Origin of the sequence: Microbacterium sp. P26, from assembly GCF_023712585.1 — a bacterium.
GTDB classification, from domain to species: Bacteria; Actinomycetota; Actinomycetes; order Actinomycetales; family Microbacteriaceae; genus Microbacterium; species Microbacterium algihabitans_A.
Genome location: NZ_JAMAXZ010000005.1, coordinates 195,706 through 213,938, shown reverse-complemented (window position 1 = coordinate 213,938; position 18,233 = coordinate 195,706). Strand labels below are relative to the sequence as shown.

The following is an 18,233-nucleotide window of genomic DNA, read 5'->3' as shown; positions in this document are numbered from 1 at the left end:
GGTCAGTATCGCACGTGTCTGGTCATTTCTCAGCCAGCCTGGCTACCATCGATGGGCGGTCGCCCCACCCGCGCGGCCCCCCTGATTTCGTGCGGCGTCGTCCGCGCCCGGAAGGTTTCATGTCCCACGACCAGTCCCCGAACGTGCCCGCCGAACGCGATCGTCGCGAGGCGGTGCGCGAGAAGGCGCAGCAGGTCAAGGCAAAGCAGACGCGGTGGCGCATCGCCCGTCGCTCGCTGATCGGCATCGGCGCCGTCGCGGTCATCGCCGTCGGCGCGGTCGGAGTCTCGTTGGCCCTCAACTCGCGCGAGGCGCGGTCGCAGGCCCTTCCCGATGCGGCGAACGAAGACGGCTTCGTCGTCACGAGCGCCTCGGCGGTCGAAGACCCCCTGGCCGACCAGACCGTCGACGGCAGCGCCGCGAGCATGTCGGCGCAAGCCGCGCCCACCGCCGAGCCTTCCGCGGCGGCGACCCCCGAGCCCACCGGCACCGCCGCCCCCGTCGACATCCGCGTGTACGTCGATTACATGTCGACCGAGGCGCGCGAGTTCCAGACGGCCAACGCCGGGCAGCTGTCGAAGTGGGTGACTGATAAGGCCGCGACGCTGACGTACTACCCGGTGGCGATGCTCACCTCGAAGTCGAACGGCACCAAGTACAGCCTGCGCGCCGCCGGCGCCGCCGCCTGCGTGGCCACGCACTCGTCGGACCGCTTCTTCGCCTTCAACCACGAGCTGCTCACCAACCAGCCCGCGGTCGACTCCGACGGCTACAGCGACCAGCAGCTGGCCGACATGGCGCAGGGCGCCGGTGTGAGCGACATCGCGACGGTGCGCGAGTGCATCGAAGACGAGACCTACACCGCGTGGGCGAAGTCGGCCACCGACCGCGCCATCAAGGGCCTGCCCGGAACCGACGGCCAGGCGCTCACCGCCACGCCCACCGTGCTCGTGAACGGCACCGAGTACGTCGGAAACATGGACGACCCGAAGGAGTTCGCGCAGTTCGTGCTCACGGTCGACAGCAACGCGTACTACTCGACGGCGACGCCGACACCGTCTGCGACTCCCTCGGCGACGCCGTCCGCGACCCCGGTGGGCTGACCGATCCGCTCAGAAGACGGTTTCATGTGGGATTCTGGTCACATGAACGATGAGCTCGAGGACTCCCCGCCGCGGCGGTCCCGTGATCAGCTGAATGCGTGGGTCGCGGAGTTCCGCGAGCAGGGTCACTTGTTCGCGGGTCAGCTCAAGGTCGTCGAGCAGGAAGACGCCGACAGCCAGGACACCGGCCTCGTGGTGATGAACCTCATGAACGCCAAGGCGTCCATCTACATGCAGCCGACGGGCTACGACGAGCCCCTCTGGGAGGCGACGCTCACCTCGCGTCCCGACGATCTGACGCTGACGCCGCACGAGATGGCGAGCCTCGCGGCCGAACTCGTGGTCGCGGGCAACCTGTGCTCGTTCCTGCAGTGGAAGTCGCTCGAGTGGGACCGCGAGAGCGGAATGCACCGCTCGTGACCTGTCAGGAACGGCTCGTCCGTCGTTCTAGACTCGTCGATCGAGATGCTCCGCGTCTCACGCCGGCTTGGCGCAATTGGTAGCGCACCGTACTTGTAATACGGGGGTTGCAGGTTCAAGTCCTGTAGCCGGCACCTCTTTTCAGGCGTCAATCCCGGATGCCGCGACAAAATCTTCTACGACGCGTGCCGAGCCGTCCATTCCCGGAAGGGGGCGGTCGCGTCGTCGACCGCGACCTGTTCGCTCTCGAGCGTGCGCTCCGACACGGGCTTGGAGTATTCGTCGTAGAAGGTGGCGAGCGTCATCAGACGGTTCCCGTCCTCATAGTGCTCGCCCTCTTCTTCGCGGGTGACGGCGAAGAAGAGCCGGTCCGGCTGCGCGTAGTAGACGGCCCCCAGGCACATGGGGCAGGGGTAGGCCGTGACGTACATGTCGTGGCCCGAGAGGTCGCTGAGCCCCTTCTCGGCGGCGGCGCGGATGGCGCGGATCTCGGCGTGCGCCGTGGGGTCGCCCTCCTGGGCGACGTGGTTGACGGCGTCGACGACGATCTCGCCGTCCTTGACGATGAGGCACGCGAACGGCTTGCCGCCCGCGTCGACGTTCTCCCTCGCGCGCGAGATGGTCAGTGCCGAGAGTTCCTGGTGGTTCATGGCTCGACGCTAGGCGAGCGCCTCCGGCGCGGACCGGGGTGTGCCGTCGGGGCGGTTCGTGCTACCGCGTCACGAGAACGTCCGTGCGAGCGCGACGAGGAAGAGGAACCCCGATGACACCGTGACGAGGCCGGCCAGAAGGGCGCCCGCGATGCTCGCCCAGCGCAAGGGACCCGGCCGCGATCCCGCCTCCCACGCGAACATCAACGCAGCGACGCCGACCACCAGCATCACCAGGGCACCGAGCAGGCCGGCGGGGGCCCACACGGCGGTCGAGAGCGCGACGACACCGGCCACGAACGCGAGCACGTGCCGCGGGTGGTTGCCCGGAGGGGGTTCGTCGGATCCCACGTGAATCCGTCAGCGCAGGCGCACGCGCAGCCATCGCACGCCGTGCGGGGCGAGCGTGAGACCCGCACCGAGCCACACGGGGTGCACAGCGACGAGATCGAGCGCCTCGGGTGCGAGCCCCGACAGCGTGACGGCGGCGATCTCGGCGGGGGAGTCGGCGACGTTCGCCAGCACGAGCACCGCGAAGCCGTGGTCGCCCGGACGTAGAAAGGCGACGACGGATGCCACGTGCGTGTCGAACGCGACGAGCTCGTTGCCCGCGAATTCCGGCGTCGACCGACGCACCTCGGTCAACCGCGTGAGGCGCGCGTACACGCGACCGGCGACGGTGTCGGCATCCGTTCGCTCCGCGTACCTCTCGGCGGGGCGGTGCGGTCGGTGCACCCAGCGGCTGTCCCCGGCCTCTTCCGCGCGCTCGGCGTAGGAGTAGTCGTTGAGCTGCGCCACCTCGTCGCCGAGGTAGAGAAGCGGGATCCCGCCCGTCGACAGGGCGAGCGCGTGCGCGAGGATCACGCGGTCCTCGCCTCCCGCGTCGCCGGCTTCGATTCCCGCGAGCGAGGCCGTGGTGCCGGTCACCCGGGCGTCGCCGGTGCGCGGGTTCTCCTGGAACGGCACGCCGCGGGCGAACGATCCCTCGGCGCGGCCCACGTAGAAGTCGTTGAGGAAGCGGCGATGCGGGTACGCGTCGATGCCGAGCTCGGCGGCGTCCTCGTCGGCGAAGGTCCAGCCGATGTCATCGTGACTGCGCACGTAGTTCACCCACGCGGTACCCGCGGGCAGGGCGTGGCGGCGTTCGAGCGCCTGCTGCAGCAGACGGCCGTCACGGGTGGCGAGCGCCTCCCAGGTCAGCGCCATCTGCAGCGGGTTGTACGAGATCTGGCATTCGTCGGGCGAGATGTACGACACCACCTCGTCGGGGTGCACGATCGCCTCCGACTTGAACAGCATCCCGGGGGCGGCCATGCGCAGCACGGCGTTGAACGCCTGCAGCAGCAGGTGCGCCTCGGGGAGAGACTCGCAGGCAGTGCCGAGCTGCTTCCAGATGAAGGCCACGGCATCCATCCGCAGGATCTCCACGCCCTGGTTCGCGAGGAAGAGCATCTCACCCGCCATCGCCTCGAAGACGGCGGGGTTGGCGTAGTTGAGGTCCCACTGGAAGTGGTAGAACGTCGCCCAGATCCAGCGGCCGTCGCCGAGTTGCACGAACGAGCCGGGGTGGTCGTCGGGGAAGATCTCGCGCGTCGTCCGCTCGTAGGCGTCGGGCATCTCGCGGTCGGGGAAGATCAGGTAGAAGTCCTCGTACCCCGCCTCGCCCGCGATGGCCTTCTGCGCCCACTCGTGCTCGTTGCTGGTGTGGTTGAAGATGAAGTCGACGACGAGCGAGATGCCCGCCCGTCGCAGGTCGGCGGCCAGCTCAGCGAGCTCCTCCATCGTGCCGAGCTTCGGGTTCACGCGGCGGTAGCTCGACACGGCGTAGCCGCCGTCGCTGTTGCCCTCGGGGCTGTCGAACAGCGGCATGAGGTGCAGGTAGGTCAGCCCGAGTTCGCGGAAGGAGGGGATCGAATCCCGGATGCCGCTGAGCCCGCCCGCATACCGATCGACGTAGCAGACCCCTCCGAGCATGCGCTCGCTCTCGAACCAGTCGGGGTCGCTCGCACGTTCGCGATCGAGCGCCTTGAGCGCGCGCGGTCGCGAGACCCACGAGCGTCGCGCCAGATCGACGATCGACGCGAGGCGCTCGAAGCCGTCGGGGCGGTCGCCGTACAGGCGCACGAACAACTCGTGCAGGCGCGGGAGATGCCGTTCGGCACCGGCGAGGAACTCGCGTTCGGCCTGCGCGTCGGTGAGGGAGGAGAGGATCCGCGCGACGTCGTGGGATCCGGAGTGCAGCTGTGTCACGTGCAAAGCCTGACGCATGATCGGCCTTCCGGGCGACAGCGGCGCGGACCGGCGGGCGCCGAGGAGGCTCTGCGGACCCGCCCCGGCCCGTACGATCGACGATGGCTCCCGCGCGGGAGCGCGGAGGGAGAGCGGTGTCGGAGCGCGGATCGGTCGGCATCGCCGTCGCCGGAGCGGTGCTCATCGGCGCCCTCACGGCCCTGCAGGCGCGCATCAACGGCTCGCTCGGCGCCGCGGTCGGCGACGGCATCGTCGCGGCGGCGATCTCGTTCAGCTCGGGCCTGGTCATCCTCATCGTCCTGTCGCTGGTCGTGCCGGAAGGGCGCCGCGGCTTCGGACGACTGGTCGCCGGCATCCGGTCGCATTCCGTGCCGCCGTGGATGCTGCTCGGCGGGCTCGCGGGGGCGTTCACCGTCGCCGGTCAGGGCCTCACGGTCGCCACGATCGGCGTCGCCCTGTTCACGGTCGGCTTCGTCGCCGGCCAGACCACGGGCGGTCTCGTGCTCGATCGGGTCGGCTTCGGCCCGGCCGGTGTCGTGCCGGTGACCGTGCGCCGCGTGGTCGGCGCCGTCCTCGCGATCGCCGGCGTCGTGGTGTGCCTGTCGGGAGACGCCCTCGGGGACGTGCCCCTGTGGATGCTGATCGTCCCCGCGGTCGCCGGTGCCGGCGTCGCCTGGCAGCAGGGGACGAACGGTCGCCTGCGCGTGCGCGTGGAGAGCCCGCTGACGGCGACCCTGGTGAACTTCATCGGAGGAACGATCGTGCTGGTGATCGCCGCCCTCATCCATGTCGGCGTCGTCGGGGCGCCGCGCGCGATCCCCACCGCGCCGTGGCTCTACGTGGGAGGGGCGGTCGGGGTCGTCTACATCTTCTTGTCGGCGGTGGTCGTGCGCCGCACCGGCGTGCTGCTGCTCGGACTCGGATCCGTCGTCGGCCTGCTGTCGACCTCTGTGCTGCTCGACGCCCTCTGGCCCGCGCCCGCCGCCCCCTCGACCCCGGTCGCCCTGCTCGCGGCGGTCGTCGCGATCGCGGGCGTCGTGGTCGCGGCCGTGCCGTGGCGGCGGCGTCGAGGCACCTGATCGGCCCCGCGCATACGACGACGCCGCCGGCCGGAGCCGACGGCGTCGTGGGGGATCACCTCAGAGGCGGGTCTCGTCGAGCGTTCGGCGCTTCTTGCCTCCGGGCATGCGCGAGAGGTGCTTCGCGGCATCCACCGTCTTGCGGCGCACGGGGCGCGAGCGCTGCGGCTTGCCCCCGACGTAGAGCCACCCCAGCAGCACCTCGCCCTTGGCGAGACCGTGCGCTTTCGCGAGCACCTTGCTGCGGGTGTTGTCGTCGGTGCGCCAGAACACGCCGAAGCCCGCCTCGTCGAGCACCAGGCTCAGCATGTGGGCGACTCCGGATGCCACGGCCTCCTGCTCCCAGGCGGGGATCTTCTTCGAGCTGAGGTCGGCGACGACCGCGATGATCAGCGGGGCGCGGCGGGGCTTCGAGGAGAGCCCCTTCTTGCCGTCGGCCTTGTTGAGCGCGCGCGCGAGCACGTCGCGATCGGTTCCCCGGATCTCGATGAGACGCCAGGGCCGCAGGGTCTTGTGGTCGGCGACGCGACCTGCCGCGGCGACGAACGCCTCGAGCTCGGGTCCGGTCGGGGCGAGGTCGGTGACCTTCGACCACGACCGGCGGTCGCGCATGGCTTCGAGCGCGCTCATGCCTCGGCGTTGGGGGAGTCGGCGGGGGTGAAGTTCAGCGACAGCGAGTTCATGCAGTAGCGGTCGCCGGTGGGCGTGCCGAACCCGTCGGGGAAGACGTGGCCCAGGTGCGAGCCGCAGTTCGCGCAGCGGACCTCGGTGCGCTGCATGCCGTGGCTGTTGTCGTCGATGAGCTCGACGGCCTCGGGGCGCACCGACTCGTAGAAGCTCGGCCATCCGCAGTGCGAGTCGAACTTGGTGCCGCTCTGGAACAGCTCGTTGCCGCACGCGGCGCAGGTGTAGAAACCGGCGCGGCTCTCGTCGAGCAGCTCACCGGTCCAGGCGCGCTCGGTGCCCGCCTGGCGCAGCACGGCGTACTGCTCGGGGCTCAGCTCGGCGCGCCACTGGTCGTCGGACTTGTCGACGGCGTAGGTCATGGGGTTCTCTCCTTCGTCTCCTCCATTCTCCCCTGGGCGCGGGCGATCGGGTCGGGCTGGGATGATCGAAGAGTGGATCCGGATGCCGTGACGACGACCGTCGCCCGCTACGGGCGCTTCGCCCGAGACGAGGCCCCCGGCCGCTCGGCGGTCTACGAGGCATGGGCCCAGCGGGTCGTCGACGACCCCGCGGTCGCGTCCGCCCTCGCGCGGATCCCCGAGACGCGCCGGCAACCGCCTCTCGTGTTCGCCGTGCTCCGTCTTCTCGGAGCGCCCCTCGACGACGTCGACGCGTGGGCGCGGTGGGTCGTCGCGAACGCCGACGAGGTGGCGGCCCAATGCGCCCGCCGCAGCGTGCAGACGAACGAGCCGCTGCGGTGCGCTGCCCTGCTTCCCGCGCTCTCGCTCATCGACGGGCCCATCGCGCTGCTGGAGGTGGGGGCGAGCGCGGGTCTGTGCCTCTACCCCGACCGTTACGCGTACCGCTACCGCCGGGGTTCCGAGACGATCGGCCTGGATCCGACCGATGGCGCGGGCACCGTCACGCTCGAGAGCGAGTTGACGGGCTCGCCCGACCTCCGGATGCCGCAGATCGTGTGGCGCGCGGGCATCGACCTGAACCCCCTCGACGCGCGCGACGACGGCGACCGGGCCTGGCTGACCGGCCTCGTGTGGCCGGGGGAGGAGGGGCGTCGAGAGCGCATCGCGGGAGCGCTGGACATCGCCGCGGCCGACCCGCCCCTGCTCGTCGCCGGCGACGGGGCCGCGGCGCTGCCCGCGCTCGCCGCTCGGGCTCCGCGCGACGCCACGCTCGTCGTGACGACGCCCGGGGTGCTCGCCCACGTTCCGCGTGCGCATCGCGGGGAGGTCATCGCCGCGGCCCGCGCCGCCGGGCGGTGGATCACCCTCGACGCCCCGGGCCTTCACGATGCGTGGTCGCAGACCCCGCGTGTCACCCGCGGCGGCTTCGCCCTCGCCCTCGACGGCGACGTCGTCGCGGAGGTCGATCCGCTCGGGGCGTGGGTGGCGTGGCATCCGGGATCGCACGCGGCCCCGCAGTAGCGTCGAGCTGTGCCTTTAACCGACCGTGATCTCGCGTTCCTCGCCTTCGAGGGTGAGTGGAAGCGCCACGCGGGTGCGAAAGAGGAGGCGATCCGCGCCGAGTTCGACCTGACGCCCGCGCGGTACTACCAACTGCTCGGTCGTCTCATCGACACCCCTGAGGCCCTCGCCCACGACCCGATGCTGGTGCGTCGTCTGCGCCGCCGTCGCGACGAGGCCGCGGAGCGCCATCGGGTGCGCCTCGGGCGAACAGCGTCTCGCTGAGAAGACCCGAAAACTCCGACCGGTAGCATCGTCGAATGGCCAGATCGACCTTCCCGCGGGATCGCTTCGACGACCTGCCGGACGCCTCCGGCCGCGTCGGGGCGCACCGCGCCGAGAGCCCGCGTTCGCGCAGCTGGATCGTGTTCCTGTGGGCGGCCATCGCCACCCTCGTGCTGATCATCGCGGGCGTCTTCGGCACCCTTGTGCTCTCGGGGCGACTGTCGTTCGGCGAGGCCGACGCGCCCGCGCCCGTCATCTCCGCCGAGCCCACCACGCCGTCGGTGGTCGACACGTCGTACACGGTCGTCGTGCTCAACGGCACCCCGCAGGACGGTCTGGCCGCGTCGCTGCGCGACCAGATCGTCGCCGCCGGGTGGTCGAGCGACGACGTCGAGACCGGCAACTCCGACACCACCGACTTCGCCACCACCACCGTCTACTACAAGGGCGAGGGCGACGCCGCCGCGGCGGAGGGGCTCGCGCAGACCATCGGCGGAGCGCAGACCGCGCAGAGCGACTTCCTCCAGCCGGCCGACGACCCCGGCACCCCCGACGACGAGAGCGCGGCCAAGCGGCTCATCGTCGTGATCGGCCTCGACCGGGCCGGCGGCGCCACGCCCGCACCCACGGGCTGATCCCTGCGACCGAGCCCCGCGAGCCGCGTGTTTCCGCGGCGTAACAACTTGGGGGCACGCGCGTCAACAATGCCCGCGAACCCCCTCGCGGCGGCATCCGGCGTGCTTACGATGACCTCGTCGTACAGCAACAGGAGATTCGCATGACCCAGGGCACTGTCAAATGGTTCAACGCCGAGAAGGGCTTCGGCTTCATCACCGTCGCTGACGGGCAGGACGTCTTCGTCCACTACTCGAGCATCGAGATGTCGGGCTTCCGCGTCCTCGAGGAAGGACAGGCCGTCGAGTTCACCGTCGGCAACGGGCAGAAGGGCCCGCAGGCGGAGTCGGTGCGCCTGGCCTGACCGCTGCATCGAACGCCGTGGCATCCGCACTCCGGATGCCACGGCGTTCGTCGTTCCACGAGGGTCCGGTGGCTTGCACTCCCCAGGGGCGAGTGCCAGAATGAGTTAGCACTCGCATTCGTCGAGTGCCAAATTTGGAAGTCACCCGTCCGGGAGGGACGACACACTTATGGCAAAGATCATCGCTTTCGACGAAGAGGCCCGACGCGGTCTCGAGCGCGGCCTCAACACGCTGGCCGACGCCGTCAAGGTGACCCTGGGCCCCCGCGGTCGCAACGTCGTGCTCGAGAAGAAGTGGGGCGCCCCCACGATCACGAACGACGGTGTCTCGATCGCCAAGGAGATCGAGCTCGACGACCCGTACGAGAAGATCGGCGCCGAGCTGGTCAAGGAGGTCGCCAAGAAGACCGACGACGTCGCGGGTGACGGCACCACCACCGCCACCGTTCTCGCCCAGGCGCTCGTGCGCGAGGGCCTGCGCAACGTCGCGGCCGGCGCCGACCCCATCTCGCTCAAGAAGGGCATTGAGAAGGCCGTCAAGGCCGTCACCGACGAGCTGCTCGCCTCCGCCAAGGAGGTCGAGTCCAAGGAGCAGATCGCCGCCACCGCGTCGATCTCCGCCGCCGACCCCGCGATCGGCGAGCTCATCGCCGAGGCCATCGACAAGGTGGGCAAGGAAGGCGTCGTCACCGTCGAGGAGTCGAACACCTTCGGCACCGAGCTCGAGCTCACCGAGGGCATGCGCTTCGACAAGGGGTACATCAACCCCTACTTCGTCACCGACCCCGAGCGTCAGGAAGCGGTCTTCGAAGACCCGTACATCCTGATCGCCAACCAGAAGATCTCCAACATCAAGGACCTTCTGCCGATCGTCGACAAGGTGATCCAGGAGGGCAAGGAGCTCCTCATCATCGCCGAGGACGTCGAGGGCGAAGCCCTCGCGACGCTCGTGCTCAACAAGATCCGCGGCATCTTTAAGTCGGTCGCCGTCAAGGCTCCTGGCTTCGGCGACCGTCGCAAGGCGCAGCTGCAGGACATCGCGATCCTCACGGGCGGCCAGGTCATCACCGAAGAGGTGGGCCTCAAGCTCGAGAACGCGACCGTCGACCTGCTCGGCCGTGCCCGCAAGGTCATCATCACCAAGGACGAGACCACGATCGTCGAGGGTGCCGGTGAGTCGGAGCTGATCGAGGGTCGCGTGACCCAGATCCGCCGCGAGATCGAGAACACCGACAGCGACTACGACCGCGAGAAGCTCCAGGAGCGCCTCGCGAAGCTCGCCGGTGGCGTCGCCGTCATCAAGGCCGGAGCCGCGACCGAGGTCGAGCTCAAGGAGCGCAAGCACCGCATCGAAGACGCCGTGCGCAACGCCAAGGCCGCTGTGGAAGAGGGTGTCGTCGCCGGTGGTGGCGTCGCGCTCATCCAGGCCGGCAAGAACGCTCTCGGCAACCTGAACCTCGTCGGTGACGAGGCCACGGGCGCCAACATCGTTCGCGTCGCCATCGAGGCCCCGCTCAAGCAGATCGCGCTCAACGCCGGTCTCGAGCCCGGTGTCGTGGCGAACAAGGTCGCCGAGCTCCCCGTGGGCCACGGCCTCAATGCCGCGACCGGTGAGTACGGTGACCTGTTCGCACAGGGCATCATCGACCCCGCCAAGGTGACCCGCTCGGCTCTGCAGAACGCCGCGTCGATCGCAGGGCTCTTCCTCACGACCGAGGTCGTCGTCGCCGACAAGCCCGAGAAGGCCGCCGCTCCCGCGGGCGACCCGACCGGTGGCATGGACTTCTGATCCACGCCTAGGCATCGCACAGAAGGCCCCCTCCTCCGGGAGGGGGCCTTCTCGCATATCCGGACGACTGCGTCCTCGCCGGCGGCGCTCCGGTGGCGCGGCGGGTCCCAGGTCGAAACCGCGTCCCGCGCGCGATCGGCGGAAGGAACCGCAGGGGATCGCCCTTGCGGTGCGAGGCGGCTCAGGCCTCGTCGACCTCGGGGCGGTAGGCCTCGGGGAGACGCTCGAGAGGCTGCGTCTCGATGAGCGCGTGCTCCTCGACGTCGCGTCGGTCGGCGAGGGGGAGCGAGACGCGGAACGTCGCACCGCCGCCGGGGGTGTCGACGACCTCGACCGTGCCGTGCAGCAGGTCCACGATCGAGGCGACGATCGACAGACCGAGCCCCGACCCTCCGGTCTCGCGCGTGCGCGAGGTGTCGGCGCGCCAGAAGCGCTGGAAGATCTGCTCGCGGATCTGCTCGGGAACGCCCTCGCCGTGATCGATGATCTCGATCCAGCCCATGTCGCTCTCGGCATCCACCCCCACCCGCAAGCCGATGGGGGAGTCGTCTGCGGTGAACCGGCGGGCGTTGCCGAGGAGGTTCGCCACCACCTGGCGCACTTTGTTCTCATCGCCCAGCACGATCGGGGCCAGACGCGGGGTCGCGCGCAGCAGACCCGGACCGGGCGCGGTCGCGGGGGTCTCTCCCGTGGTCGCCGCCGGGTCGGACGCGTCCTTGGTCCGTCGGCGGAGCCGCGAGAGCGTCGCGCCCGCGATCGCCATCGCCGACGTCGGGGGTGCCGCACGGCGGCGGCTGGCCGATGTCGAGGGGCGACCGCCGGCATCGAGCAGCGGATCGAGGGTGATGGTCGGCAGGACCAGTTCGTCGCGAGAGGTCGTGTCGTCGACCGTCACCTCGCGCTGTGGAGAGGTCACGCGCAGGTCGAGGGCGGCGTCGCGCGCGATGGGGCGCAGATCGAGCTCGGTGATGGAGACGTCGCGGCGCTCGTCGAGGCGGGCGAGAGCCAGCAGGTCTTCGACGAGGGCGCCCATGCGGATCGCCTCCTTCTCGATGCGCTCCATCGACTGGGCCACGTCTTCATCCGAGCGGATCGCCCCCATGCGGTACAGCTCGGCATAGCCGCGCATCGTGACCAGCGGTGTGCGCAGTTCGTGACTGGCGTCGCCGATGAACCGGCGCATCTGGCGGACCGTCGCGTCGCGCTGACCGATGGCGCCGTCGATGCGGGCGAGCATCGCGTTGATCGCGGTCTTGAGTCGACCCACCTCGGTGTCGGGCACGATGTCGGTGAGGCGCTGGCTGAAGTCACCGGCGGCGATGTCCATCGCGGTCGTCTCGACCTGGCGCAGGTTGCGGAACGCCAGGGTGACCAGCAGACGCGTCAACAACGCGGTCGCGATGAGGATGAGCAGGGCGACGAACGCGTAGATGCCCAGGTAGGCCGCCACGATCCGATCGGTCGGCGCGAGGGGTTGGATGACCATCTGCGTGTAGACGCCCGGATTGCCCTGCGGCTGCAGCACCCCGACGCGCGCGAGGAAGTGCTGCCCCGAGGTGGGGTCTTCGAGCTCGATGCGTTTGTCGATCTGCAGGTAGGTCTGCTCGAGCGTGAAAGTCTGCGGGATGTCGGGAAGCGACGTCGACGCCGTCCCGTTGTAGAACGCCTCGCGCTGGCCGTCGGGGCCGTACACGACGACCATCGAACCGATCTGCGGGGCGTTGTCGACCTGCGAGAACACCGTCTGCCCGTCGACCGACGCCGTGGTGAAGATGCTGTTGGCGATGCTTCCCGCCGCCTGCTGCGCGAGCTGCTCGTCAAGGTTGTTCACCAGGGTCGTGCGCAGGAACACCATCGTGCCGATGCCCGCGGTGAACAGACCGATGGCGAGGAGCGCGACGGTGACGCCGGTGACCTTGGTGCGCAGACTCAGGCCGCGCCACCAGCGCGTGAGGGAATCGTCGGAGGGCGACAGGGGCGATGCCTTCCGCTCAGGCGGTCTTGCCCGACTTCAGCATGTAGCCGAAGCCGCGCTTGGTCTGGATGAGCGGTTCCGAGGAGTGGGGATCGATCTTGCGACGCAGGTACGAGATGTAGCTCTCGACGATGCCCGCGTCGCCGTTGAAGTCGTACTCCCACACGTGGTCGAGGATCTGCGCCTTCGACAGCACGCGGTTGGGGTTCAGCATGAGGTAGCGCAGCAGCTTGAACTCGGTGGGGCTGAGGTCGATCGAGACGTCGCCGACGCTCACGTCGTGCGTGTCCTGGTCCATCGTCAGCTCACCCGTCCGGATGATCGACTCCTCGTCGGCCTGCATCGTGCGGCGCAGGATCGCCTGGATGCGGGCGACGATCTCGTCGAGGCTGAACGGCTTGGTGACGTAGTCGTCGCCTCCCGCGTTCAGGCCCATGATCTTGTCTTCCGTCTCGTCCTTGGCGGTGAGGAAGAGGATCGGCGCGGTGTAGCCGGCGCCGCGGAGCCGCTTGGTGACGCTGAAGCCGTTCATATCGGGCAGCATCACGTCGAGCACGATGAGATCGGGTTCTTCTTCGAGCACGGCCGAGATCGTCTGCGCGCCGTTGGCCACGGCTCGCACCTGGAAACCGGCGAAGCGCAGGCTCGTGATGAGCAGGTCGCGGATGTTCGGTTCGTCGTCGACGACGAGGATGCGAGGAGCTGTCATGCCCTCATTATCGTGATCCCACCCAGCAAAGTGCTGGATATGGCTCGGAAAGCCGCACCCTGGTATGTCTCAGGCGGCTGCGGCGTCGATTCCGTCTGCGTCGAGGATCGTGTACGCATACCCCTGCTCGGCGAGGAAGCGCTGGCGGTTCTGCGCGAAATCCTGGTCGACCGTGTCGCGGGCGATGAGCGTGTAGAAGCTCGCGGTGTGGTTCGACTGCTTGGGTCGCAGCAGGCGTCCGAGGCGCTGCGCCTCTTCTTGACGGGAGCCGAACGACCCCGACACCTGGATGGCGACGGAGGCCTCGGGCAGGTCGACCGAGAAGTTCGCCACCTTCGAGACCACCAGCAGCGGGATGCTGCCGTCACGGAAGCCCTGGAACAGCTCCTCGCGCTCGGAGATCGGGGTCGCTCCGGTGATCTGCGGAGCGCCGAGGGCCTGAGCCAGCTCGTCGATCTGATCGAGGTACTGACCGATCACGAGCACACGCTCTCCCGGATGCCGCTGGACGAGCCGACGCGCGACCTCGATCTTCGCCGGCGCGGTGGCGGCCAGGCGATAACGGTCCTCGTCGGCGGCGGCGGCGTACTCGAGCCGTTCGTCGGCGGGGAGGTCGATGCGCACTTCGTAGCAGGCGGCGGGGGAGATGAAGCCCTGGGCCTCGATCTCCTTCCACGGTGCGTCGAACCGCTTGGGACCGATGAGGCTGAACACGTCGCCTTCGCGACCGTCTTCGCGCACGAGCGTCGCGGTGAGGCCGAGCCGACGGCGCGCCTGCAGGTCGGCGGTGAGCTTGAACACCGGTGCGGGGAGCAGGTGCACCTCGTCGTACAGGACGAGGCCCCAGTCGAGCGCATCGAGCAGGGCGAGGTGGGCGTACTTGCCGCCGCGCTTGGCGGTGAGGATCTGGTAGGTCGCGATGGTGACCGGCTTGATCTCCTTGACCTGGCCGGAGTACTCGCCGATCTCCTCGGGCGTCAGGCTGGTGCGCCGCAGCAGCTCGTCGCGCCACTGGCGCGCGCTGACGGTGTTGGTCACCAGGATCAGCGTCGTCGTGCGCGTGTCGGCCATGGCCCCGGCGCCCACGAGCGTCTTGCCCGCGCCGCAGGGGAGCACGACGACGCCGGACCCGCCCTCGGAGAACGACTCGACAGCCTGGCGCTGGTACGGGCGCAGGCTCCAGCCGTCTTCGGCGAGATCGATCGGGTGGGGCGTGCCCGGGGTGTAGCCCGCGAGATCTTCGGCGGGCCAACCGATCTTGAGCAGTTCCTGCTTGATGTGTCCGCGCGCCCAGGCGTCGACGAGGAAGGTGTCGGGGCTCGGGTGCCCGATCAGCAGGGGAGCGATGCGCTTGTTGCGCGAGACCTCGCTGAGGACGGCGGCATCCGTCGAGCGGAGCACGAGGGCGCCCTCGCCGTTGCGTTCGATGACGAGGCGGCCGTAGCGGTTGACGGTCTCGCGGATGTCGGTGCTGACCGAGGCGGGCACCGGGAAGCGCGACCAGTTGTCGAGGGTCGCGAGCATCGCGTCGGCGTCGTGGCCGGCGGCGCGGGCGTTCCACAGCCCCAGGCGCGTGATGCGGTAGGTGTGGATGTGCTCGGGCGCGCGTTCGAGTTCGGCGAACACCGCCAGCTCGTGCCGCGCCGTTTCCGCCTGAGGGTGAGCCACCTCGAGGAGCACGGTGCGATCGCTTTGCACGATGAGGGGACCGTCAGCCATAACGTTCGATCCTACCGGGGTCGGAGAAGGCCGGGCCGACCGTGCACGCCGTGCGGCGTCACGCGACGGGAGCGACGCCGTCGATGTGCGACAGCGGCAGGGTGCGTTCGACGTCGGCGCCGCGGTCGCGCCCGCGCAGGCGTCCGCCGCCCAGACCCGTCGCCTCGAGACGGAACACGCGCGCGCTGCCGTCGGGCAGGCGCACCGTCACATCGATTACCGCGCGAGCGCGTACGGCCTGATCCAGCTCGCGTTCGAGCCACGCGGCATCCGAGTCCTCGGCCCCCGCGCGCAGGCGCGCGATCAGCGGGGCGTAGGTCTCATCGGCATCCGCGCCGGGAGTCTGCTCGGTGGCGAGCCTGGCGCGCTCGAGGGCCCGCGGTCGGCCCTGCTCGTCGACCGCGACGGCGGGGTAGTGCGCGTCGGTGAGCGCCCAGAAGACCACGTCGGCCGACACGTGCGACTCGAGGGCGTCGTCGGTGCGGGTGAGCGCGATCGAGCGGAGCGACTGGTCGATCTCCATCGAGCGCAGCAGCGTCTCGTCGTCGGTGACGACCCGCGTGAGGGACGAGGCCGCCTCGGTCATCACGCGCACGCGGCCGTGCTCCGCCGCGGTGCGCTCGATGACGTACGCGAGCGGCTGGGGGAGGCCCGTCAACGAGATGCCCGAGAGGAACTCGCGCAGCGAGTCGGCGGTCTCGCCCGCGGTGATCGCGGCGCCGATGGTCGCGGCGCTGAAGCGGTAGCTCGAGGCCTGGGCGCGCGACTCGCGCGTGGCCATCGACCGCAGGCGCACGTCGAGGTGGGGAGCGAGGGGGCCCGGGGCGATGGCGGTGAGGTCGTTCTGCAGGTAGACGCGGTCGACCTCGGGCGGGAGCAGTTCGCGCAGCGCGGAGGTGTCGACGTCGCCGCCCTCGGCGAGGGGCTGAGCCCACGGGGTGATGCGGCCCGCGGCATCCGCGAGTCCCCACCGGATGAGGCGTTCGGTCCACAACGCCGCGCGCTCGGGAGCCTCGGGGTCGAAGGGGGTCGCGCCGGCCCACAAGTGCAGGGGGATCCACCCTCCGTTCTCGGAGCGGTAGGCGCGGGGGAGGGCGTCGCGCAGCGCGACGGCGGTCTGCTGCCACCGCTCGAGCGTGGGCAGCTTGAGCCATTCGCGACCGGCGGGCGAGACGAGCCAGGCACGGTCGTTCGATCCGAGCAGTCCGACCGAGGCGGCGAGTCCGACCAGCAGATCGGCGTCGGCGGGGGTCTCGACGGCTCCCGCATCGACCAGGCGGCGGCGTTCGGTCGCGCCCAGCGAACCCGATCCGATGCGCCCGAGCGGGGATCCGAGGGTCTGCAGGAGCACATCGGCGACCGAGGCGGCGTTGGTGAACGCGGCCTCGGAGGCAGCGGCGACGGATGCCGCGGACTCGGAGGCACCCGGTTCGCGTGCGGCGGTGCGCGGCTCGGCGAGACCGTCGGGACGGGCCTCGCGCACGGCATCGGCGACCGTGGGGAAGGGGACGCCCGCGTCGTCGACGAGGGCCCGAGATGCGAGGTCGGCGCGCACGCGGCCGGTCGCGGCCTCGCCGTCGACGGCGGCCACGAGCGCCTCTGCCTCGTCGCGGGAGAGGGTGGGAAGGCCGCGCGCGACCGATGCCGGCTCGAGCAGGGCTTCCGCGGCGTCGAACATGTCGCGCCAGGTGCTCGAGGGCGAGATCTGCCGCTCGTCGAAGAGACGGCCGAGCTCGGTGTCGGTGAGCGCGCTCAACGAGACCGCCAGTGCGCGTTGTGCGGAGGTCTCGGCCACGTCATCGGGCCCTGTTGGCCCGGCCCTTTCGGACGAAATTCATGATGAGCAGAGCGATGATGAGCGCGAAGCCGACGGGGAGTGCGAACAGCGGAAGGACGACGATCAAGGGCCATGCACCCTGGGTGAAGTCGCTGACTCCGAGCGGCTGCGCGAAGATCACGATGAAGAAGCACACGATGGACACGACGACCAGGCCGAGTGACATGAAAGTCAGGATGCGGTCGATGCGGCGGACGGGGACGTCGTCGCCCGGCGTGCTGCCACCGGAGGTGCGGGTGCTCATCGGGCTCAGCCTACTGCCTGGCGGCGGTGCCGTAGGCTGGAAGACCGGGATCCGATCGGCTCCCGCGTTCCGCCGCGCGATCCGCGCACTCATCCAGCGAGGTGTCCATGCCCACCGGCAAGGTCAGGTTCTACGACGACGAGAAGGGCTTCGGCTTCATCAGCACCGATGACGGCCAGGACGTGTTCCTGCACGCCACGGCTCTGCCCGCCGGAACCCCGGGCCCGAAGGCCGGGACCCGCCTCGAGTTCGGCGTGGCCGACGGCAAGCGCGGTCTGCAGGCGCTCTCGGTGCGCGTGCTCGATGCCCCCGTCAGCTTGTCGAAGCGCTCGCGCAAGCCCGCCGACGACATGGCGATCATCGTCGAAGACCTCGTCAAGCTGCTCGACGGCATCGGTGGCGACCTCCGTCGCGGTCGCTACCCCAACGGCCCGCACGCCCAGAAGATCGCCGCGGTCCTGCGCAAGGTCGCCGATGACTTCGAAGCCTGAGTCGGCCGCGGACGAGCGCCTGACCGGCGCCCACGATCTCGCGGTGTCCGCGCTGCGCGAGATCACCCCCGCCGACACGATCGGCCCCGCCGCCGACTACGCGCTCGAAGACGACGGGGTCGTCTCGCTGCGCTTCCACACGCGCCTCTCCGGCTACCCCGGATGGTTCTGGACCGTCAGCGTGGCGGTCGTCGACGACTCCGAGCCGACCGTGCTCGAGGTCGAACTGCTGCCCGGTGACGGAGCGCTGCTCGCCCCCGACTGGGTGCCGTGGGCCACGCGTCTCGCCGAGTATCAGGCGGCGCAGGTCGCTGCCGCCGCGTCCGACGACGACCACGACGACGACCATGGTGACGACGACGATCACGACGGCGACGACCCCGACGACGACGAAGAAGACGATGACGACGAGGAGCCGAAGGCGCGTTTCCACGCCGGCGACCTCGACGGCGTCGACATCGACGAGCTCGACGCTCCGGCCGCGGAGGCCGACGACGACGATGACGACGACGCCCTCGATGACGACGACGACGACGACGAGGACGACGACGACCGCGACGAGGGCGACCGCGACGAGGGCGACCGCAGCTACTGACCTCTGAACGACGAAGGCCGT

The 18,233-nt window shown here is 70.0% G+C and carries 20 protein-coding genes and 1 tRNA gene; 11 read left to right on the top strand and 10 right to left on the bottom strand.

Going from position 1 to position 18,233, the window contains the following annotated elements:
• Positions 1–119: 119 nt before the first annotated feature.
• The 3 genes from M3667_RS11685 to M3667_RS11675 all read left to right on the top strand — a co-directional run bounded on the left by M3667_RS11685 (position 120) and on the right by M3667_RS11675 (position 1,657).
• Complete coding sequence (locus M3667_RS11685) at positions 120–1,103, top strand: thioredoxin domain-containing protein (protein ID WP_251508161.1); 984 nt, start codon at positions 120–122, stop codon at positions 1,101–1,103.
• Between the two features lie 42 nt (positions 1,104–1,145).
• Complete coding sequence (locus M3667_RS11680; RefSeq protein ID WP_251508158.1) at positions 1,146–1,523, top strand: hypothetical protein; 378 nt, start codon at positions 1,146–1,148, stop codon at positions 1,521–1,523.
• A 61-nt stretch (positions 1,524–1,584) separates the two neighbouring features.
• Positions 1,585–1,657 (top strand) — tRNA-Thr (locus M3667_RS11675).
• A gap of 42 nt (positions 1,658–1,699) precedes the next feature.
• On the opposite strand, the gene M3667_RS11670 is transcribed toward M3667_RS11675, so the two are convergent.
• The 3 genes from M3667_RS11670 to M3667_RS11660 form a co-directional block, all read right to left on the bottom strand.
• Complete coding sequence (locus M3667_RS11670; RefSeq protein WP_251508156.1) at positions 1,700–2,173, bottom strand: nucleoside deaminase; 474 nt, start codon at positions 2,171–2,173, stop codon at positions 1,700–1,702.
• A gap of 69 nt (positions 2,174–2,242) precedes the next feature.
• The gene (locus M3667_RS11665; protein ID WP_251508154.1) at positions 2,243–2,524 is read right to left on the bottom strand and encodes a hypothetical protein; all 282 of its coding nucleotides are present in this window, start codon (positions 2,522–2,524) and stop codon (positions 2,243–2,245) included.
• 9 nt (positions 2,525–2,533) lie between these two features.
• Complete coding sequence (locus M3667_RS11660) at positions 2,534–4,423, bottom strand: amylosucrase (protein WP_251508152.1); 1,890 nt, start codon at positions 4,421–4,423, stop codon at positions 2,534–2,536.
• A gap of 101 nt (positions 4,424–4,524) precedes the next feature.
• Here M3667_RS11660 and M3667_RS11655 point away from each other — a divergent pair, with 101 nt between their 5' ends.
• Positions 4,525–5,502, top strand: coding sequence for a DMT family transporter (locus M3667_RS11655; RefSeq protein WP_251508151.1), 978 nt, complete (start codon positions 4,525–4,527; stop codon positions 5,500–5,502).
• A 60-nt stretch (positions 5,503–5,562) separates the two neighbouring features.
• Here M3667_RS11655 and M3667_RS11650 read toward each other — a convergent pair whose 3' ends face one another.
• Entirely contained in the window at positions 5,563–6,132 is a 570-nt protein-coding gene (locus M3667_RS11650) for a nitroreductase family protein (protein WP_230705363.1), read from the bottom strand.
• Positions 6,129–6,548 carry a peptide-methionine (R)-S-oxide reductase MsrB gene (gene msrB / locus M3667_RS11645; protein WP_251508148.1) on the bottom strand — a complete coding sequence of 140 codons (420 nt, stop codon included), beginning with the start codon at positions 6,546–6,548 and terminating at the stop codon, positions 6,129–6,131. Before msrB ends, M3667_RS11650 begins: the two co-directional genes overlap by 4 nt.
• A gap of 72 nt (positions 6,549–6,620) precedes the next feature.
• Between msrB and M3667_RS11640 the strand changes: the two genes are divergently transcribed.
• From M3667_RS11640 to groL, 5 genes are all read left to right on the top strand, one after another.
• Positions 6,621–7,610, top strand: a complete 990-nt coding sequence (locus M3667_RS11640) for a DUF2332 domain-containing protein (protein WP_251508145.1) — start codon at positions 6,621–6,623, stop codon at positions 7,608–7,610.
• A gap of 9 nt (positions 7,611–7,619) precedes the next feature.
• On the top strand, positions 7,620–7,874 hold the full coding sequence (locus M3667_RS11635) for a DUF3263 domain-containing protein (protein WP_251508144.1): 255 nt from the start codon (positions 7,620–7,622) through the stop codon (positions 7,872–7,874).
• A gap of 35 nt (positions 7,875–7,909) precedes the next feature.
• Positions 7,910–8,509, top strand: coding sequence for a LytR C-terminal domain-containing protein (locus tag M3667_RS11630; protein ID WP_251508143.1), 600 nt, complete (start codon positions 7,910–7,912; stop codon positions 8,507–8,509).
• A 143-nt stretch (positions 8,510–8,652) separates the two neighbouring features.
• Positions 8,653–8,853, top strand: a complete 201-nt coding sequence (locus M3667_RS11625; RefSeq protein ID WP_144833918.1) for a cold-shock protein — start codon at positions 8,653–8,655, stop codon at positions 8,851–8,853.
• Positions 8,854–9,022: 169 nt separating this feature from the next.
• On the top strand, positions 9,023–10,642 hold the full coding sequence (gene groL / locus M3667_RS11620; RefSeq protein WP_144833920.1) for a chaperonin GroEL: 1,620 nt from the start codon (positions 9,023–9,025) through the stop codon (positions 10,640–10,642).
• Positions 10,643–10,823: 181 nt separating this feature from the next.
• On the opposite strand, the gene M3667_RS11615 is transcribed toward groL, so the two are convergent.
• The 5 genes from M3667_RS11615 to M3667_RS11595 all read right to left on the bottom strand — a co-directional run bounded on the left by M3667_RS11615 (position 10,824) and on the right by M3667_RS11595 (position 17,126).
• On the bottom strand, positions 10,824–12,497 hold the full coding sequence (locus M3667_RS11615) for a cell wall metabolism sensor histidine kinase WalK (RefSeq protein WP_251508142.1): 1,674 nt from the start codon (positions 12,495–12,497) through the stop codon (positions 10,824–10,826).
• A gap of 136 nt (positions 12,498–12,633) precedes the next feature.
• Entirely contained in the window at positions 12,634–13,326 is a 693-nt protein-coding gene (locus tag M3667_RS11610; RefSeq protein ID WP_055838218.1) for a response regulator transcription factor, read from the bottom strand.
• A 69-nt stretch (positions 13,327–13,395) separates the two neighbouring features.
• Positions 13,396–15,045 (bottom strand): DNA repair helicase XPB, encoded by a 1,650-nt coding sequence (locus M3667_RS11605; RefSeq protein WP_251508141.1) that lies wholly within the window; start codon positions 15,043–15,045, stop codon positions 13,396–13,398.
• A gap of 58 nt (positions 15,046–15,103) precedes the next feature.
• Complete coding sequence (locus M3667_RS11600; RefSeq protein WP_251508139.1) at positions 15,104–16,840, bottom strand: helicase-associated domain-containing protein; 1,737 nt, start codon at positions 16,838–16,840, stop codon at positions 15,104–15,106.
• Position 16,841: 1 nt separating this feature from the next.
• Entirely contained in the window at positions 16,842–17,126 is a 285-nt protein-coding gene (locus M3667_RS11595) for a multidrug ABC transporter ATPase (protein WP_251508137.1), read from the bottom strand.
• Between the two features lie 107 nt (positions 17,127–17,233).
• Here M3667_RS11595 and M3667_RS11590 point away from each other — a divergent pair, with 107 nt between their 5' ends.
• Positions 17,234–17,617 (top strand): cold-shock protein, encoded by a 384-nt coding sequence (locus M3667_RS11590; RefSeq protein ID WP_144833929.1) that lies wholly within the window; start codon positions 17,234–17,236, stop codon positions 17,615–17,617.
• Positions 17,601–18,212, top strand: coding sequence for a DUF3027 domain-containing protein (locus tag M3667_RS11585; protein WP_251508135.1), 612 nt, complete (start codon positions 17,601–17,603; stop codon positions 18,210–18,212). Before M3667_RS11590 ends, M3667_RS11585 begins: the two co-directional genes overlap by 17 nt.
• Positions 18,213–18,233 lie beyond the last annotated feature (21 nt).

Coding starts and splice junctions, on each gene's coding strand:
- M3667_RS11685 (WP_251508161.1), top strand. CDS start 120: ATGTCCCACGACCAGTCCCCGAACGTGCCCGCCGAACGCGATCGTCGC.
- M3667_RS11680 (WP_251508158.1), top strand. CDS start 1,146: ATGAACGATGAGCTCGAGGACTCCCCGCCGCGGCGGTCCCGTGATCAG.
- M3667_RS11670 (WP_251508156.1), bottom strand. CDS start 2,173: ATGAACCACCAGGAACTCTCGGCACTGACCATCTCGCGCGCGAGGGAG.
- M3667_RS11655 (WP_251508151.1), top strand. CDS start 4,525: ATGGCTCCCGCGCGGGAGCGCGGAGGGAGAGCGGTGTCGGAGCGCGGA.
- M3667_RS11650 (WP_230705363.1), bottom strand. CDS start 6,132: ATGAGCGCGCTCGAAGCCATGCGCGACCGCCGGTCGTGGTCGAAGGTC.
- msrB (WP_251508148.1), bottom strand. CDS start 6,548: ATGACCTACGCCGTCGACAAGTCCGACGACCAGTGGCGCGCCGAGCTG.
- M3667_RS11630 (WP_251508143.1), top strand. CDS start 7,910: ATGGCCAGATCGACCTTCCCGCGGGATCGCTTCGACGACCTGCCGGAC.
- M3667_RS11625 (WP_144833918.1), top strand. CDS start 8,653: ATGACCCAGGGCACTGTCAAATGGTTCAACGCCGAGAAGGGCTTCGGC.
- groL (WP_144833920.1), top strand. CDS start 9,023: ATGGCAAAGATCATCGCTTTCGACGAAGAGGCCCGACGCGGTCTCGAG.
- M3667_RS11615 (WP_251508142.1), bottom strand. CDS start 12,497: ATGGTGTTCCTGCGCACGACCCTGGTGAACAACCTTGACGAGCAGCTC.
- M3667_RS11610 (WP_055838218.1), bottom strand. CDS start 13,326: ATGACAGCTCCTCGCATCCTCGTCGTCGACGACGAACCGAACATCCGC.
- M3667_RS11605 (WP_251508141.1), bottom strand. CDS start 15,045: ATGGCTGACGGTCCCCTCATCGTGCAAAGCGATCGCACCGTGCTCCTC.
- M3667_RS11595 (WP_251508137.1), bottom strand. CDS start 17,126: ATGAGCACCCGCACCTCCGGTGGCAGCACGCCGGGCGACGACGTCCCC.
- M3667_RS11590 (WP_144833929.1), top strand. CDS start 17,234: ATGCCCACCGGCAAGGTCAGGTTCTACGACGACGAGAAGGGCTTCGGC.
- M3667_RS11585 (WP_251508135.1), top strand. CDS start 17,601: ATGACTTCGAAGCCTGAGTCGGCCGCGGACGAGCGCCTGACCGGCGCC.